14 protein-coding genes are annotated in these 15085 nt (G+C 64.1%); all 14 read right to left on the bottom strand.

Features of this window, described 5'->3' with window-relative positions; all coding sequences use genetic code 11:
- Window positions 1-16: 16 nt before the first annotated feature.
- The gene (locus tag P3C39_RS14030; protein ID WP_063167514.1) at window positions 17-1558 is read right to left on the bottom strand and encodes a sugar ABC transporter ATP-binding protein; all 1542 of its coding nucleotides are present in this window, start codon (window positions 1556-1558) and stop codon (window positions 17-19) included.
- Window positions 1555-2211 (bottom strand): DUF2291 domain-containing protein, encoded by a 657-nt coding sequence (locus P3C39_RS14025; protein ID WP_063167513.1) that lies wholly within the window; start codon window positions 2209-2211, stop codon window positions 1555-1557. The genes P3C39_RS14030 and P3C39_RS14025 overlap by 4 nt, the downstream gene beginning before the upstream one ends.
- A gap of 33 nt (window positions 2212-2244) precedes the next feature.
- Window positions 2245-3255, bottom strand: a complete 1011-nt coding sequence (locus P3C39_RS14020) for a sugar-binding transcriptional regulator (RefSeq protein WP_027163951.1) — start codon at window positions 3253-3255, stop codon at window positions 2245-2247.
- Between the two features lie 423 nt (window positions 3256-3678).
- Window positions 3679-5337: a glycerol-3-phosphate dehydrogenase/oxidase gene (locus tag P3C39_RS14015; protein ID WP_164747145.1), complete on the bottom strand. Its 1659-nt coding sequence runs from the start codon at window positions 5335-5337 to the stop codon at window positions 3679-3681.
- Window positions 5338-5387: 50 nt separating this feature from the next.
- Entirely contained in the window at window positions 5388-6164 is a 777-nt protein-coding gene (locus tag P3C39_RS14010) for a DeoR/GlpR family DNA-binding transcription regulator (RefSeq protein ID WP_063167511.1), read from the bottom strand.
- Entirely contained in the window at window positions 6161-7696 is a 1536-nt protein-coding gene (locus tag P3C39_RS14005; protein WP_063167510.1) for an FGGY-family carbohydrate kinase, read from the bottom strand. The genes P3C39_RS14010 and P3C39_RS14005 overlap by 4 nt, the downstream gene beginning before the upstream one ends.
- A gap of 360 nt (window positions 7697-8056) precedes the next feature.
- Complete coding sequence (locus P3C39_RS14000; protein WP_013533080.1) at window positions 8057-8605, bottom strand: flavin reductase family protein; 549 nt, start codon at window positions 8603-8605, stop codon at window positions 8057-8059.
- Window positions 8606-8666: 61 nt separating this feature from the next.
- Window positions 8667-9887, bottom strand: coding sequence for an acyl-CoA dehydrogenase (locus tag P3C39_RS13995; protein ID WP_275953867.1), 1221 nt, complete (start codon window positions 9885-9887; stop codon window positions 8667-8669).
- Window positions 9888-9916: 29 nt separating this feature from the next.
- Window positions 9917-10705, bottom strand: coding sequence for an alpha/beta hydrolase (locus P3C39_RS13990; protein ID WP_063167508.1), 789 nt, complete (start codon window positions 10703-10705; stop codon window positions 9917-9919).
- Window positions 10706-10717: 12 nt separating this feature from the next.
- Window positions 10718-11734, bottom strand: coding sequence for an alcohol dehydrogenase catalytic domain-containing protein (locus tag P3C39_RS13985; RefSeq protein WP_063167507.1), 1017 nt, complete (start codon window positions 11732-11734; stop codon window positions 10718-10720).
- The gene (locus P3C39_RS13980) at window positions 11731-12777 is read right to left on the bottom strand and encodes a branched-chain amino acid ABC transporter permease (protein ID WP_063167506.1); all 1047 of its coding nucleotides are present in this window, start codon (window positions 12775-12777) and stop codon (window positions 11731-11733) included. Before P3C39_RS13980 ends, P3C39_RS13985 begins: the two co-directional genes overlap by 4 nt.
- Entirely contained in the window at window positions 12774-13637 is an 864-nt protein-coding gene (locus tag P3C39_RS13975; protein WP_013533085.1) for a branched-chain amino acid ABC transporter permease, read from the bottom strand. Before P3C39_RS13975 ends, P3C39_RS13980 begins: the two co-directional genes overlap by 4 nt.
- The gene (locus tag P3C39_RS13970; protein WP_013533086.1) at window positions 13624-14352 is read right to left on the bottom strand and encodes an ABC transporter ATP-binding protein; all 729 of its coding nucleotides are present in this window, start codon (window positions 14350-14352) and stop codon (window positions 13624-13626) included. The genes P3C39_RS13975 and P3C39_RS13970 overlap by 14 nt, the downstream gene beginning before the upstream one ends.
- A complete protein-coding gene (locus P3C39_RS13965) occupies window positions 14349-15077 on the bottom strand; it encodes an ABC transporter ATP-binding protein (RefSeq protein WP_063167505.1) in 729 nt (242 codons plus the stop codon). The genes P3C39_RS13970 and P3C39_RS13965 overlap by 4 nt, the downstream gene beginning before the upstream one ends.
- Between the last annotated feature and the right edge of the window lie 8 nt (window positions 15078-15085).

Genomic DNA, 15085 nt, shown 5'->3' with positions numbered 1-15085 from the left:
CCGAAATTCCTGGTGATCAGGCGACCACGGCTTCGCCCGAGGCGGCCATGATCTGCTCTTTGGTGGCATTGGCGCCGAATTCGGCTGAAATCCTGCCGCGGCGCATGACGACGATGCGGTGGGCAATGCTGAGGCATTCGTTGACCTCAGAGGTCGAGAAGACGACGGCAAGGCCCTGCGCAGCGCGTTCGCTCAGCAAGCGGAAGACTTCGGCCTTGGCGCCGACATCGATGCCGCGGCTCGGCTCGTCGAGAAGGATAACCTTGGGATTGGTCGTCAGCATCTTGCCGATGACGACCTTCTGCTGATTGCCGCCCGACAGCGATCCGATCATGGCGTTGCCGCCAGCGGTCTTGACGGTCACCTTGCGGATCGAGTCTTCGACCAGCTCTCGCTCTCTGGAACGAGACAGAAACAGGCCCCTGGCGAACGCTTCGATGCTGGCGAGCGAAAGATTACGACCGACGGTCATCGTCTGCACCAGCCCGTCGCGCTGCCGGTCCTCGGGGACCAGCACAAGCCCTCTGGAGATACGCTGGGCAATGCTCAGCCCCGAGACGTCCTCGCCTTCCAGCAGCGCCCGCCCGCCCGCCATCGGCACTCGTCCGGCGACGGCCTCCAGCAATTCCGTGCGCCCGGCACCCATCAGCCCGTAGATGCAGACGATCTCGCCTGCTCGCACGTCCAGCGACAGGTGATCGACGACGGAATAACCTGAGCCCGAAGTGTCGACGACGCTGACATCCTCGATCGATAGGGCGACTTCGCCGAATTCATGGCCGGTCGGCGGCGAGCCGAGATCGAAATTCTCGCCGACCATGTTGCGCACGATCCATTCGAGATCGATATCCCGGGCTTCGGCCGTCGCGGTAATCGCGCCATCGCGCAGGACAACGGCATAGTCGGTGATCTGCAGCGCCTCTTCGAGGTGATGCGATATGTAGACGATGGAGACGCCGCGGCTGGTCAGATCGCGGATCACCTTGAACAGAACTTCCACCTCGGTTGCGCTGAGCGCGGAGGTCGGCTCGTCCATGATGAGGATGCGCGAATCGACCGACAGTGCCCGGGCGATCTCGACGATCTGCTGTTGGCCGAGGCGCAGATCCTCGACCAGGGTCATCGGATCGATGTCCTCCTCGAGATCAGCCATCAGAGCGCGCGCCTGGCGTTGCTCCTCGGCGAAGTCGAGGCCGGTCCTGGTGCGCAGTTCGCGGCCCATGAAGATGTTGTCGCGAACGCTGAGGTTGGGCGCCAGGCTGAGTTCCTGGTGGATGATCGAGATGCCGCGATCGCGCGCGTCCGAGGACGAAGAAAAGCTGACGAGATTGCCGTCGAGCACGATGTCGCCGGACGTCGGCGTGACCACGCCGGAGAGGATCTTCATCAGCGTCGACTTGCCGGCGCCATTCTCTCCGAACAGCGTGGTGACCTTGCCGCGATGGATGTCGAAATTGACGCCCTTGAGCGCATGGACGCCGCCATACGACATGACGATGTTGCGCGCCGAAAGCACGGCGTCGCCAGTCGCGGGTCCGGTGTCGGCAGTCGGTTTCATTTGACGTCCAGCCTCACGGGGGTGACGAGCCAGCTCTTCGGGTTGACCAGCTTGAATGCGCCGACCACCGATATGGTCTTGCCGGTCAAGGTGCTCGTATCGACCTTGGCCAGGACTTCCTTCTTCATCTCATTGTTCAGCGCCGAACCGGCGTCCTGGTACTCAATCTGGTTGGTGAACTGGCCGAATGTGATCTTGCCCGTGGCGTCACGCAGTTCCGTCCCGTTGATTGCCGGTCCCGTCTGCACGCGGATCATCAACGTATCTGGCACGCCGTCGACGGCGACCTTGTAGATGCCAGATTTTCCTTCGCCGACGACGCCGGTGAACTTGACTGAAATGACCGGTCCGACGCCCGCAGGCACACCGTATTCCTTTTCCGCCGTTGCCCTGTCCTTGGCAATCGCCGTCGCCACCGTCACCGCGTCGGCGGCGCGTGCCTCGACATCGGCCTGCACCTTGGGAAATTCCGACTTGCCGTAGTCAGCGGCGGAAAACACGGCGCTGCGAACGTCGCCTGCCGACCCTATCCTGACCACGTTGGTATCGAGCGCCATGGCGCCGAGCAGGACGACAACCGCGGCGCTGGCAAGTGCCCGACGCAGGGCGGGCGAGGCAGGCCTGGTCGATGCAGTGGCGGCTTTCGCGCTCATGACGCAACCGCCAGCAAGGCTGATCCGCGCTTGTCACGCATTTGGCGATCCTCCGTTCATATGGCGCTTCGCGCCATTGGGTTTGTTCTGTTCGACAAGGGCACGAGCGGTGGATTCGTCGGTGATCAGGCCGCTCAGATAGCGGCTTTCGAGCACCGCTTTGATAGCGCGTATTTTCACTTTGCCGCCGGCGACGGCGACGATCCGGCGGCCCTTCAACTGGTCCCGCGGGAGTGCCAGGATTCTTTCCGACAGCGCCGTTTCCACTGGGCGTCCCTGGTCGTCGAAGAAGTGGGCGAGCAGCTCGCCGACGCCGCCATCGCGTTTGACCTCATCGATTTCGGAATGTTCGATCATGCCGGTGGCGACCAGCGAAGCTTCCCGCTCGGCGGTCCCTATGCCGACGAACATCAGGTCGGACCGGCTTGCGAGGTCGAAGACATCGCTGATGCCGCGCTGCCCAAGCAGCACCTCACGGTCCTCCGCGGTGTTGGCGACAAAAGGCACCGGCATCACATAGGCCTGCGCGCCGGTCCGCTCGGCCAGCCGATGCATGACGTCGTGCGGGTTGGCCGCGAACTTGCGCGTCACACCGCCAAGCAGCGAGACGAAACGGATATGGGCGGCGGCGGTGCGCGTCAGATACTCGACGCTTGCGGCAAGGGTACGGCCGTGGCCGACGCCGATCAGCATGTCCTCGCCGCGATCGATCTCCCGCTTCAGAAACTGAGCGCCGGCGATGCCAAGCGCCTTCAGCGGCAGCTCGTCCTGATCGAGATCCGGAACGACCTCGCAGTAATCGAGCCCGTAAGCATTGATCAGCTGCTGCTCGAGGTCGATGCATTCGCCGACGTCGCCGTCGATGATCACCCTGACCAGGCCATCCTGGGTGGCCCGCGTGATGAGCCGATGCGCCTTGAGGCTGGTCAGGCCGAGCCGCTTGGCCACCTGGGCCTGCGTCAGACCCCCGGCATAGTGAAGCCAGGCCGCGCGGGTGGCGAGGCTGGACTCATGATCGCGGTTAGCGGTTCCGCCGGATTTCAAGCCATCTCCTCCCTGAGATGATATTATTATCTTTGTGTGCAAAAATTTTCACATCCCTGCATCGCTGTCAATCCCCCGCCGGGTTGGGCGCATGCACATGCGGGCAATTCACAGGTCTCGCCCTTCCCGAAACGCCGGTCTGCCGGCATTCGGCGGGCAACATCGACCTATTAGGAGGTGAGCATGTTACTCGATCATACAGTTGTGTTAATTTAACGTCAATCTATGTTACCTCACGCCTAAGCCAGCAGAATTGCATGGCCATCGGCTATCCAGATTTTCTTCTAACTAGCTGTTTTTCAGGGATAATATCTAATATCGGCAAAATCCCAATCCGCCTGTGAGTTGGGCGATTTGCGGATGCGGCGCATCCATGGGCAAACCAACCGGATTGCCTTGTGAAGAGCATCGGTGACGGACTGATCAACCCAGCCGCATCAGGTTCCGGTCCTCGAGTTCCACAATTGCGGCCTCGACTTCCCTTGCAAGGCGCCCGGCGCTCCAGCCCAGCGCCTGTCCGGCAATCGCCGCAATCGCCTGCAGGTCGCGGCCTGTCAGGGAGCCTGATATCGCCAAGGTGCTGCGGCGCATGACGATGTCGGCCAGATGTTCGACGAACTCGTTGCGGACGATGTAGTCGATTTCCGATTTGCTGTAGCTTTCTGAATCCGGCAGCCGACCCTCATCGCCCGACCCATGCGTGGCGATCTGCGTGGCTCTGGTGCCGTATCGCGACAGCAGCGCATCGAGACGCCGTTCCTCAGCGCCCGTCTTCGAGCGAGCCAGAGCCAGCCAACTTGCTCGCGCTGCGGCATTGGTCGGGAAATCCCTGCCGCCGCCGATCGGCATGGCTTGCGTCGTCACCTTGCGGCTGTGCTGCAGGCGGCCGAGCACGGTGTCGGCGACTTCCTCGGCAAAGCCGCGAAAGGTCGTCCACTTGCCGCCGACCAGCGAGATGACCGCGAAAGGTCTGTTCCGATCCGGCTCGGCGACCGGCGCGGAGTGGTCACGGCTGATCAGCCCGGGCAGCGATGCATCGGAGGCCGGCAGCGGCCTGATGCCGCTATAGGCGTAGACGATCTGGTCGCGCTCGAACGCCATTCCCGGCAGCAGAGTCCGCACGCTGTCGAGCAGGTACTCGACTTCGTCGGGCTCGCAGCGCACCGCGTCGGGATTGTCGGCCTTGATGTCGGTGGAGCCGACCAGCGCCAGGCCGAGATAATCGTAGATGAGGCAGATGCGGCCGTCATCGGCTTCGAAATAGAGCATGCGCCCGGCCAGGCTTTTGACCAGTTCGTCATGCTTGAGCAGGACGTGCGAGCCCTTGGTGCCGCCGATCATCTTCGACGGCGCGCCAAGCAATTCGTTGACATCGTCGATCCACGGACCGGCGGCGTTGACCACCAGCTTCGGCCGCACCGAAAAGGCCGCGCCGTTTTCCGGCTGGAAGGTCAGTACCCCATCGGCGGACTTGACCAGCGCCGTATAGTTCGCGCTGGCCGAGGCCGCGTTTGCCTGCCGCCCATCGAGGATCAGTTCAAGCACGAGCCTTTCGGGGTGGCTTATCTTGGCGTCGTAGTAGGTGCCGGTGGCGACGATCGAAGGATTGAGCGCCGGCATCCCGCTGAGCGCCTGGCGCCGCCCGACCATGCGGTGGCGCGGCATGACCTGGTTTCGCGAGCCGTAGAAATCATAGATCATCAGGCCGATCTTGATCAGGATGGCGCCGCGGCTGCGCGGTGCGCTGGTCGAGCCGAACAGCGTCCGCAAGGCCGCCAACATGCCCTTGCTCCAGGAAAAGATCGGGATGACGGTCGGCAGCGGGCTGACATAGTGCGGCGCGTTCTTCAAAAGCAGATTGCGTTCAAGTGTCGACTGTGCGACCAGCCCGAACTCGCCGGTTTCGAGATATTTCAGGCCACCGTGAATGAGCCGCGACGGCGCGGCACTGGTGCCCGAGCCGAAATCCGCCTTGTCGACGATCAGACAGCTGACGCCTTGCGCGCACAGGTCGCGAAACAGCCCTGCCCCGTTAATGCCGGCGCCAAGAATGACGACGTCGACCTCGCCGGTTCCGGCCATGGCGGCCAAACGCCCGGCGGGATTTTCCGTAAATGTTGCTTCGCTTGAGCTCATGACGCTCTCGTCTTGACGATGCGCAGCTTCACGCCGGCCCGTTCGAGAGCTTGCGCCCGCGCATCGCCCAGGCCTTCGGTCGCCAGCACGACATCGAAGCTGGTCAGATCGTCGAAGACATGCAGCGCGATCCTGTCGAACTTGGCATGGTCGATCAGAAGGATACGCTTGGCCGATGCGGCCATCATCGCCTGCTTGACCCGCACGACATTGGGATCCTGGATGAAGGCCGTGGTTCCGGTGATGGCCGAAGCCGAACAGATCAGCACATTGGCGCGCAGCTGCGCCACGGCGTTCTCGCAGACGATACCGATATAGGCGTTGTAGGTGCCGTGGTACTGGCCGCCGAGACAGATGAAGTCGAGTTCGTCGACATTGATCAGCAGTGATGCCGTCGCTACGGAGTTGGTGATGACGGTCAGCGGCTTGACGTCGAGCAGCAGTGCCGCGACGGCGTTTGCCGTCGAGGAATCGTCCAGCATCACCACCTGGCCGGCTTCGACATAATCGAGTGCTGCCCGCGCCAGCGCATCCTTCTCGGCCCGGTTGACCGTCACACGGTAGCGGAAGGCGCTTTCGTAGAGGCCGGAAGGCTGAACCGTCACCGCACCGTGCAGCTTGCGCAGCACGCCCTGCTGCGCCAGCCGGTCGATATGCCGGTGGACGGTCATGCGCGACACGCCGAAATGCTCGACCAGATCGTCGATGCGCACCTGGCCGAGCTTGATCACATAGTCGGCGATCTCTTCGCGTCGTTCGTCGGCCTTGATCATGCGGTTCCCCCAGTGTCTGGCCGGCCCAGCTTCTCGATGTCGGGCCAATGCGGTTCGAGCGCACCGGCTATGCGGCCATAGAGGGAAAAGCGCTCGTTGAACACAGCACTCGAGGCTTGGTCAGGCTCGTATTGGCGCGCCGTCATCCCGACCTGCCTGGCGCCCTGTTGCGGCGTCGCGAAGATGCCAACCGCCGCCCCCGCGCAAAGGGCAGCGCCAAAGGCCGCGGCCTCGTCGGTCGAGGTGACGATGACCGGGGCGTTCAGCACGTCGGCAAACATCTGAACGAAGGCCGGATTGCGCGAACCGCCGCCGGTCAGGCGGATCTCGCTGATGGCAAAGCCGTCGCGCAAGGCTTCGACATGGGTGCGGTGATTGAAGGCAATGCCCTCCAGAACCGCCTTCAGCATATCGCCGCGATTGTGCCAGCCGTGCAGGCCGACAAAGCCGCCGCTGGCAACATCGCCATAAGGAGAGCCGAACAGATAGGGATGAAACAGGATGGTCGAGGGCTTCTTCAGCGCCGCGTCGATCTCTGCTGCCAGAAGCTCGTGGATCGAGTCGCCATCGATCGATGCCTTTTCCTGCTCCGAGCGGCAGAACGTGTCGAGAAACCAGTCGTAGTTCGCGGTCGAGGCCGGCGAGATCGCCATGTTGTTCCAGCGGCCTGCGTCGATGGCGTTGCGACAGAGCCAACGCGGGTCGACGCGTGGTTGCGAAGAGACGACTTCGTTGATGGAATAGGTTCCGGCGACGATGGCGAGCACGCCCTCCTCATGGCCGCCCATGCCAAGTGCGGAGGCAGTCACGTCATGCAGTCCGCACGCGACCGGTGTTCCCTTGGCAAGGCCGGTCATTTCGGCTGCCTCGGCGGTGACATGGCCGACGATCGCGGCGGAGTGCGCCATCGGCGGCAGCGCGTCGAAAACATCGTCCAATCCGAAGATTCGCAACGCTTCCGGCGCGAAGGCTTGCGTGCGGAAATCCGTGAATGAGGTGCTGGCCTCGGTACGGTCGGTGCCGATCTTGCCGGTCAGGCAAAAGCGCAGCCAGTCCTTGCAGGCCAGTATATGCCCGATACGCCCATAGCGGGCCGGTTCGTGCTCCCTGATCCAGGCGAGCAGCGCCGACGGCGCCGAGACGTGGGGCGCCTGGCCTGTTCGCGCTAGCGCCTCTTCGAAGACCCGGTCCGCCGACCATCGCTCGACAATCTTGCCGGCGCGGCTATCGAGCGACAGGATTCCAGGCCCCAGCGGCCGACGATCCTTGTCGAGCAAATAGAGACCGTCGCCATGCGCGGTTGCCGCCACCGCCCTGATGTCGTCCGCCGGGCGGCCACATAGCGCGATCGCCTCCTTGATTGCGTCGGCGGTCGCTTGCCAGAGGCCGGCCATGTCGCGCTCCACCCAGCGCGCATGGGGCATCGATTGCGGAACCCGCCGACGCGCCACCGACAACTGCGTGCCATCGGCATCGAAGATCACCGCCTTGGTGACCGTGAGACCGTTATCGATTCCGAGCAAACTGGGCATGGGCGCCGCCGTTTTCAGCAACTGGTGAAGGGCGCTGCAAGGCAATCCTGCAGGTTGGGATAAGGATGACGGACATGACGACAATCAACGAGCAACGGTGATACCAAAGCGCCGCATCCGATGCGGTAAACAGACCATAGTAGCCTGTTAAATTAACGTCAACATGTGATATATTTTGTAGAAATGTCTAACGTAAGCTGAGACATGCATCCGATGCGGGACGAAGCTCCGACCAGTGCCCAACTGGCTGGATGGCCCTCAACCCTGCACGGCGGGCCAGGGGGACGGTGCGACTGACGCTCGAACGCGTTTGACTGGCTTAGCGAATTCCGTGCGCAGCGGCCGGACAGCCGGCACCGTTCAAAGAAAACGCGACGACTCAAGAAGTTCAGCCACGCCGTCCAGTTCCTTGTGCAGGCGATGCCAGCGACGGTCGAGGTAGACCAGCGAATGCGCCTCAGGGGGGATCTCGTCCGGCTGCACCTCGCCGTCAAGGAGTTCGGCCGCCACCAGTGTCGCGCCCTCGATCGGCAGGACGCCGAGCCGGCGGGCGCGGAACCAGGTCGAGACGCCGGTATAGCGCGGTTCGCCCGTGGGCAGCCGAGCCCAGGCGCCTCCCGGCGGGAAGCGTTCCGCGCCGCTCGACGCGCAGAGCTGCGCCAGGTCGATATCGGTGTAGCGCAGCAGGTGGATCACCATGGTCTGCGCCCGCAGCAAGGGTTCGGACGAGGTCGATTTCATCGACAGCGAGAAGGCGACGACCGGTGGCGCAGCACTTACAGAGATCAGCGAGGACACGGTCATCGCCACCGGTCTGTCGCCGGGATCGGCCGTGATCACGGCAACACCGGCCGGATGGTGGCGAAAGGCTTCGCGGAAGGCGTTGGTCATCGGATGCGGGAAGCTCATCGACGTCTCTCTTCTGCAGCATGAAATGGGGCCGGATGGGTCCGCCGTCCGGCCCTTGCGACTACTTCTTCTCGATCAGATCGTAGAACTGCCAGGTGCGATCGCTCCACACCCCGCCGATGTCGCGGCCGGCCGAGGTGACGATCGATGGCGCGATCGTGAAATGGTTGGCCGCCACCATCATCTCGCGGAAGGTGCGCTGGATCACACCGGCGCGCAGCGACGCACCGCCGCCCGCGCGGTAGGCGAAGTTGCAGATGTCGACGCCAACCTCGTGAATCTCGGATTTGGCCAGATGGACAAGGCTGATCTGACGCGTCGACATGCTGTTGCCGGCTTCGACCGTCATCTCGATGTCGCGCCAGACTTCGAAGATGAAGGCGCGGGCAGCGCGATAGCGGGCTTCGGCGCGGCCATAGTCGTGCCAGAATTTCTCGCTCTCGCCGATCAACCCGGCGCGGCCTGACTTGCTGCGGGCGAACTTGGCGATCTCGTCCAGCATCCGCCGCCCGGTGCCGAGTGCCCAGCCGGTATGACCGATGGCGGCGAGGCCGACGACACCGAGACTGAAGAACTCCTTCTGGCGCAGCGGCGGTGCGGTCAGGATCGGGAAGACGAGATCGTCGGCGATGAAGACGTCCTCGGCCGCATAGTCGATGCTGCCGGTGCCTCCGAGGCCCAGAACGTCCCAATTGCCGAGCTGCTTGTGCTGGGAGATCGGCGCATGGGCGCACATGATGATCACATTGCCCCTATCGTCCTTGGCGGGCTTGCCGGTGCCGTCGTCGACGAAGGCGGCACTGTGGCTATAGGTGGCGTGGCTGAAGCCGCTGCCATAGCTCCACTTGCCGTTCAGCCGGTAGCCACCGTCGACCTTCTTCAGCATGCCGAGCGGCGCCCCCTGTCCCGAGAAACGGTTGTCGGAGCCCGGCGCGAACAGCCGCTCGACCGCGCTGTCCGGCAGAAAGGCAGCCGACATCGCGCCGATGCAGCAATGCACCATGGAAACCCAGCCGGCCGCCCCGGAATGCCAGGTGATCGCCGCCAGCAGTTCGAGACCCTCGGTGGGTCGCAACTGCGCACCGCCGAGGATCTCCGCGGCAAAGATATGCGACATGCGCAGCGGCTTCAGCAGCTCGAACGTGGCCGCAGTCAGTTCGCCATTCTCCTCATCGGCGGTGGCGTTGGCTTCCAGGGCCGGTCCGATCTCCGCGATCTTCCTGAGCAAGTCGCGATAGTCGGTGGTCGTCCCCCACGAGCTGTGCTTGATGGGTTTGTTCATCGTGTTCTCCTCCTCCTTTTCAAATGCGATCAGCCGGCGAAGAAATCGCCGATCTTCCTGAGCGTTTCGGGTTTCTCCTGCATGACGAAATGGCCGGCGTCCTCGACGAGGATCAGGCGTGCGTCGGGCAGCGCCTCGACGAAGAGCGGAGCCTGTCCCGCCGGCAGCATACGGTCCCTGGTGCCCCAGACGACCAGTGTCGGATTGGCGATGCGCGCCAGAAAGCGCCGCAGGTTCGGATGACCCATGCCGAACGGCGCCAGCAGCCGGCCGAGCGTCTCGCCTTCGCGGGCGCGATCGGCGCCGAAGGCCTCGGCAAAGGCGGCGTCGGAACCATCCGGGAAGTAGCGCAGCGCCACCGAGACGTCTTGCGCCAGATAGGCCGGCAACTCCTGCGGCGCGACCGCGCCGAGATCAGTGGCCGGATATGCGGGGTCGTTGAGCCCTGCCGGCGCGATCAGCACCACCTTGTCGAAACGCTCGCGCGCAAGGCCAGCGAGTTCGGTCGCCATCCAGCCGCCCATGGAAAAGCCGATGAGATGAGGCTTCTCCGGCAGACGGAGAACATCGAGCAGATTCAGATAGTGTAAAACCATGTCGGACATCGTAGCGACATGCGGCGCCGGGCCAGAAAAGCCGAAGCCCGGATGGCTCGGGCAGAGCACGCGGAAACGGTCCGCGAGGCCCTCGGCAAAGTCGAAGCCTTCAAGCGTCGAGGCGCCGTGCAGGAACAGCACGGGCTTGCCTCTACCGATGGCCATCACCACCGTTTTCGTGCCATCGATATCGTATTCGAGCGTTTCGAATTGAACGGCCATTTTTCACTCTCCTCAAACAAGGTCCGGCTGGATCAGCACTTTGCATTGCGTGGTGCGGCGGCGAAGGCTCTCGAATATCTGCGGAACCGGCGAGAGGTCGATCCGGTCGGTGACCAGAGTTTGCGGTGCGAAAGGTCCGCCTCGAAGCGCATCGAGGGCGACGCCGAATTCGTTGCGCTGATGGAAGAAGACCGAAAACAGCAGGTTCACTTCCTTCGTCAGCGCAACGAACGGGTCCCACTGGTCTCCACCAATGCAGAGGCCGACCCCGACCACCGTGCCCTGCAGCCGGACCGCCTCGACCGCCGCGCCGATGAGGCCACGCTTGCCAACGCATTCGAAGACGATGTCGGGCGCTCCGCCGCAGAGATCGGTGAGGTTCTCGCTCAGCTTTTCGCCGGAAAGCGCGAAGCCGGTCGCGCCGAGAGCAAGCGCACGCTCGCGCTGATGGCCGTGGATGTCGGCCACCACGACACGCGATGCCCCCATGCGCCGCGCCCAGAAGGCGACGAGCAGTCCGATCGGCCCGGCACCCAGTATGGCGACCCGATCCCCCGGCTTCATGCCCGAACGGACGATGCAATGCAGGGCGACCGACAGTGGCTCGGCCAACGCACCATCCTCGAGTGCTACATCGTCGGACAGGATGTGACATTGGCGTGCGGCCACGGTCGCGTATTGCGCATAGCCGCCGCCGATCAGCTCCATCTCGTGACAGCGCGCCGGATCGCCGCGCTCGCAGGCCTCGCAGTGTCCGCAACCGCGCATCGGCACGACAGCGACCCGGTCACCGATCCGAAGGCCCTTTGCCTCCGATCCGACCGCGACGATGTCACCGGAGAATTCATGGCCGAGCACAAAGCCTGCCTCGATGCCGAAAGGCACCGGATCCTCGGTGATGTGCAGATCGCTGCCGCAGATGCCGCAAGCGGCGACACGCAAGACGACCTCGTCCGGGGCTGGCGTCGGGTCCGGCACCGTGCCGATCCGCAGTGGGACGCCGACCTTATCGAAGATGGCGGCTTTCATGAAATCCTCCTCGTCAGCGGTTCGGGGTCGACGAGCTTGCGTCGGATCGGGAACCATGGTGCATCCCACCGCTTCGAGATCAGGCCCCAGATGCCCGTCCGGGCGTAGAGCGCCACCAGAAGCGTCATCAGGCCGAGGACGACGAAATAGGTTGCGCCATATTCGCCGAACCAGCGGTCCGCGATGAAGAAGATCAGCGATCCGATCAGAACGCCCTCGATGGACCCGATCCCGCCGACCATGACGATGAAGATCGCGACGTTCGCCCACATCGGATCAAAGGCCGAACCCGGGGTGATGCGCAGCTGCGCCATGAAATAGATCGCGCCCGCGAGGCCGCAGCCGACCGCTGACGCGACATAGATCAGGAAGCGTAGCTTCACGACATTCACGCCCTGGCTGGCAGCCGCAACCGGATTGTCGCGTATGGCGATCAGCGCAAGGCCGAAGCGCGAGCGAAGCAGCCAATAGCTGCCGCCCAGCGTGACGAGCAGCATCCCCGCGCAGAGCAGCGACATAGCGACATTCCGCTCGAAGGCCGAATAGTCCTTCATCACGCGAAGCGACATGCCCGCGCCGGAATTGACGAGCGGCAGGTTCGAGGCGGTCAGCCGGAAGACCTCGGCCACCACCCATGTGCCGATCGAAAAATAGGGGCCATCCAGGCGATGCAGCAGCAGGTAGATCGGCACGGCCAGCGCGGCCGGCACCAGGAGCGACAGGAAGACCGCCACAAACGGATTGATGCCGTAGGTCTGCGCCAGCACGAAAAGCGCATAGCCGGCGGCGCCCATGAAGGCGTGCTGGCCTACGGAGACGAGGCCGGCATAGCCGGCGAGCAGGTTCCACATCTGCGCGACGGCGATATAGCAGCACAGCACCAGAACCGACCGGATCGTGCCGGTCGAAGCCCACCACGGCATGACAGCGACAGCGATCATGGCCAGCACCGCCAGCGTCATCGCGATGCGACCGGACCGGGTCTGGCGCTGGACCACGACCTCGGGCACCTCGGTTGTTGCCACATAGGGAATCGCACTCATGACAATGCCTTTCCGAACAGGCCCTGTGGGCGGGTCGCCAGCACGACCAGGAAGACGATATGTCCGGCAAGCACGCCGAAGCCCGGATCGATGCGGAAGCCGATGGCCTGCGAGATGCCGAGCACCATCGAGCCGACGAAGGCGCCCCATACCGTCCCCATGCCGCCGATGATCACCGCTTCGAACGCGTAGATCAGCTGGGCAGGTCCGTCGGCCGGAGCAACAGTCGACCGCAGCGCCTGGAAGACGGCTGCAAAACCGAGAATGCCGACCGCCGCCGCTGTCGCCATCGCATAGACGGCGCGCGGGTTGATGCCGGTCATCGCCGCCGCCTCGACATCGGCCGACGCGGCGCGGAGCGCGCGACCGAAGCGCGTGCGCTTCAGCGTCAGGTCGAGGCCTCCTGTCAGGCCCGTGGCAACGGCCAGCACGATCAGCGGCAGGAGACCGACATAGATGCCGCCGATCTCGATGGACTGGCTCTCGATCCCATGGCCGGGCAGCGATCGGCTGTTCGCGGACCATATCTGGAGCATCAGGTTCTGCAGCGCGATCGACAGTCCGAAGGTCGCGATCAGCGAGGGCAGCGGATCGCTGCCCACCACGCGGTTCAGCACGGCCTTCTGCAGCACCCAGCCCATCAGCACCGCGAGCGGCACCAGCACGATCAGCACCGGCAGCGGTCCCAGACCCCAAGCCGTGGCGATCGAGATGCCGATCAGCGACAAAAGGATCACCAGATCGCCATGGCTGATGTTGACGATCCGCATGACGCCGAACATCAGCGCCATGCCGAGTGCATACTGGGCATACATGCCGCCCAGCAGGACCCCCTGCACCAAGGCGTCAAACCACTCCATGGCCCGCTCCAAAATAGGCTTTGCCGATCTGCTCGCGCGTGATTTCGGCGGACCTGCCGGTCAGGGTCACGCGGCCCTCCAGCATGCAGTAGAGGCGGTCCGTGGCGGTCCGGGCGAGGCCGACATCCTGCTCGACCACGATCATCGCCGTTCCGGTGGCGCGGATTTCGGGCAAGGCGGCATAGATTTCGCGGATCACCTTGGGCGCGAGACCAAGGCTGATCTCATCGCAGAGCAGCACGCGCGGCTGGCAGAGCAGCGCGCGGCCGATCGCCACCATCTGCTGCTGCCCGCCCGAGAGGCTTTGCACCTGGGTGCGAGCCTTCTCCTTGAGGATCGGGAACAGCTGGTGCAGACGCGGCAGCGTCCATCCGCCCTTGGCGCCCATGCGCGCGGCCTGGTCGATGGCGACGCGCAGATTGTCCTCGACCGACATGCCGGTGAAGAGGCGGCGGCCCTCCGGCACGATGGCGACGCCCTTCTGCACCATGCGGTCGGTGGCGGTGCCGCCGACCGGCTCACCGTGCAGCAGCACCATCTCGCGCCCGACCGGAAGCAGGCCCATGATCGAACGCAGGAGGGTGGATTTTCCGGCCCCGTTGGCGCCGATCAAGGCCACGGCCTCACCCTGGTGCAGCTCGATGTCGACGCCGTAGAGCGCCTGGAAGTCGCCATAGCGGGCCAACAGCCCGTGGGTGGAAAGAACGGCCGTCATCCCTCGATCCCCATGTAGACGCGCTGGACCTCAGGCAGCGCGATCACGTCGGCGGGCACGCCTTCCGCGATCTTCTCGCCGAAATTCAGAACCAAGAGCCGGTCGGCTACCGCCAGCAATGCGTGCAGCACATGCTCGATCCACACGATGGTGATGCCGCGGTCGCGGATGCGGCGCACCAGCGCCACCAGCGCCTTCGATTCATCGTCGGTCAGCCCGCCCGCGATCTCGTCCAGCAGCAGCAGCTTCGGATCCGACGCCAGCGCGCGCGCCAGCTCCAGCCGCTTGCGGTCGAGCAGAGTGAGAGCGCCGGCCGAGACATTGGCCTTGTCGGAGAGTTCGCACTCGCGCAGGACCTGGGCGCAGAAAGCATAGCTCTGCTTCTCGGACCGGCCGCCGCCGAAAGCGGCGGCGACCAGCAGGTTTTCGAAGGTGGTCATGCCGGAATAGGGACGCGGGATCTGATAGGTCCGCCCGATCCCCATCTGGCAGCGCCGGAAGGGCGGCTCGCCGCGGAGTGCGGTGTCGCCGAGCTGGATCTCGCCGCCGGACGTCTTCAAGTCGCCGCTGATCATGTTGAACAGCGTCGTTTTGCCCGCCCCATTCGGGCCGAGGATGCCCAGCACCTCGCCCCGATGCACGTCGAAAGTCACGTCATGCAGGACGCGGACAGCGCCGAAGGACTTCGACACCCCGTGCGCTTTCAGCAGGATTTCCCTACCCATGACTCTGC

It is taken from the genome of Mesorhizobium sp. XAP4 (assembly GCF_029269325.1).
GTDB lineage: Bacteria > Pseudomonadota > Alphaproteobacteria > Rhizobiales > Rhizobiaceae > Mesorhizobium > Mesorhizobium ciceri.
Note: the sequence above shows the minus strand (reverse complement) of the source record. Positions and strands in the feature narration are given on the sequence as shown.

Bases quoted from the DNA above. Each gene is read 5' to 3' on its own strand.
- P3C39_RS14030 (WP_063167514.1), bottom strand. From the start codon at position 1,558: ATGAAACCGACTGCCGACACCGGACCCGCGACTGGCGACGCCGTGCTT.
- P3C39_RS14025 (WP_063167513.1), bottom strand. From the start codon at position 2,211: ATGAGCGCGAAAGCCGCCACTGCATCGACCAGGCCTGCCTCGCCCGCC.
- P3C39_RS14015 (WP_164747145.1), bottom strand. From the start codon at position 5,337: ATGGCCGGAACCGGCGAGGTCGACGTCGTCATTCTTGGCGCCGGCATT.
- P3C39_RS14010 (WP_063167511.1), bottom strand. From the start codon at position 6,164: ATGATCAAGGCCGACGAACGACGCGAAGAGATCGCCGACTATGTGATC.
- P3C39_RS14005 (WP_063167510.1), bottom strand. From the start codon at position 7,696: ATGCCCAGTTTGCTCGGAATCGATAACGGTCTCACGGTCACCAAGGCG.
- P3C39_RS14000 (WP_013533080.1), bottom strand. From the start codon at position 8,605: ATGAGCTTCCCGCATCCGATGACCAACGCCTTCCGCGAAGCCTTTCGC.
- P3C39_RS13995 (WP_275953867.1), bottom strand. From the start codon at position 9,887: ATGAACAAACCCATCAAGCACAGCTCGTGGGGGACGACCACCGACTAT.
- P3C39_RS13990 (WP_063167508.1), bottom strand. From the start codon at position 10,705: ATGGCCGTTCAATTCGAAACGCTCGAATACGATATCGATGGCACGAAA.
- P3C39_RS13985 (WP_063167507.1), bottom strand. From the start codon at position 11,734: ATGAAAGCCGCCATCTTCGATAAGGTCGGCGTCCCACTGCGGATCGGC.
- P3C39_RS13980 (WP_063167506.1), bottom strand. From the start codon at position 12,777: ATGAGTGCGATTCCCTATGTGGCAACAACCGAGGTGCCCGAGGTCGTG.
- P3C39_RS13975 (WP_013533085.1), bottom strand. From the start codon at position 13,637: ATGGAGTGGTTTGACGCCTTGGTGCAGGGGGTCCTGCTGGGCGGCATG.
- P3C39_RS13970 (WP_013533086.1), bottom strand. From the start codon at position 14,352: ATGACGGCCGTTCTTTCCACCCACGGGCTGTTGGCCCGCTATGGCGAC.
- P3C39_RS13965 (WP_063167505.1), bottom strand. From the start codon at position 15,077: ATGGGTAGGGAAATCCTGCTGAAAGCGCACGGGGTGTCGAAGTCCTTC.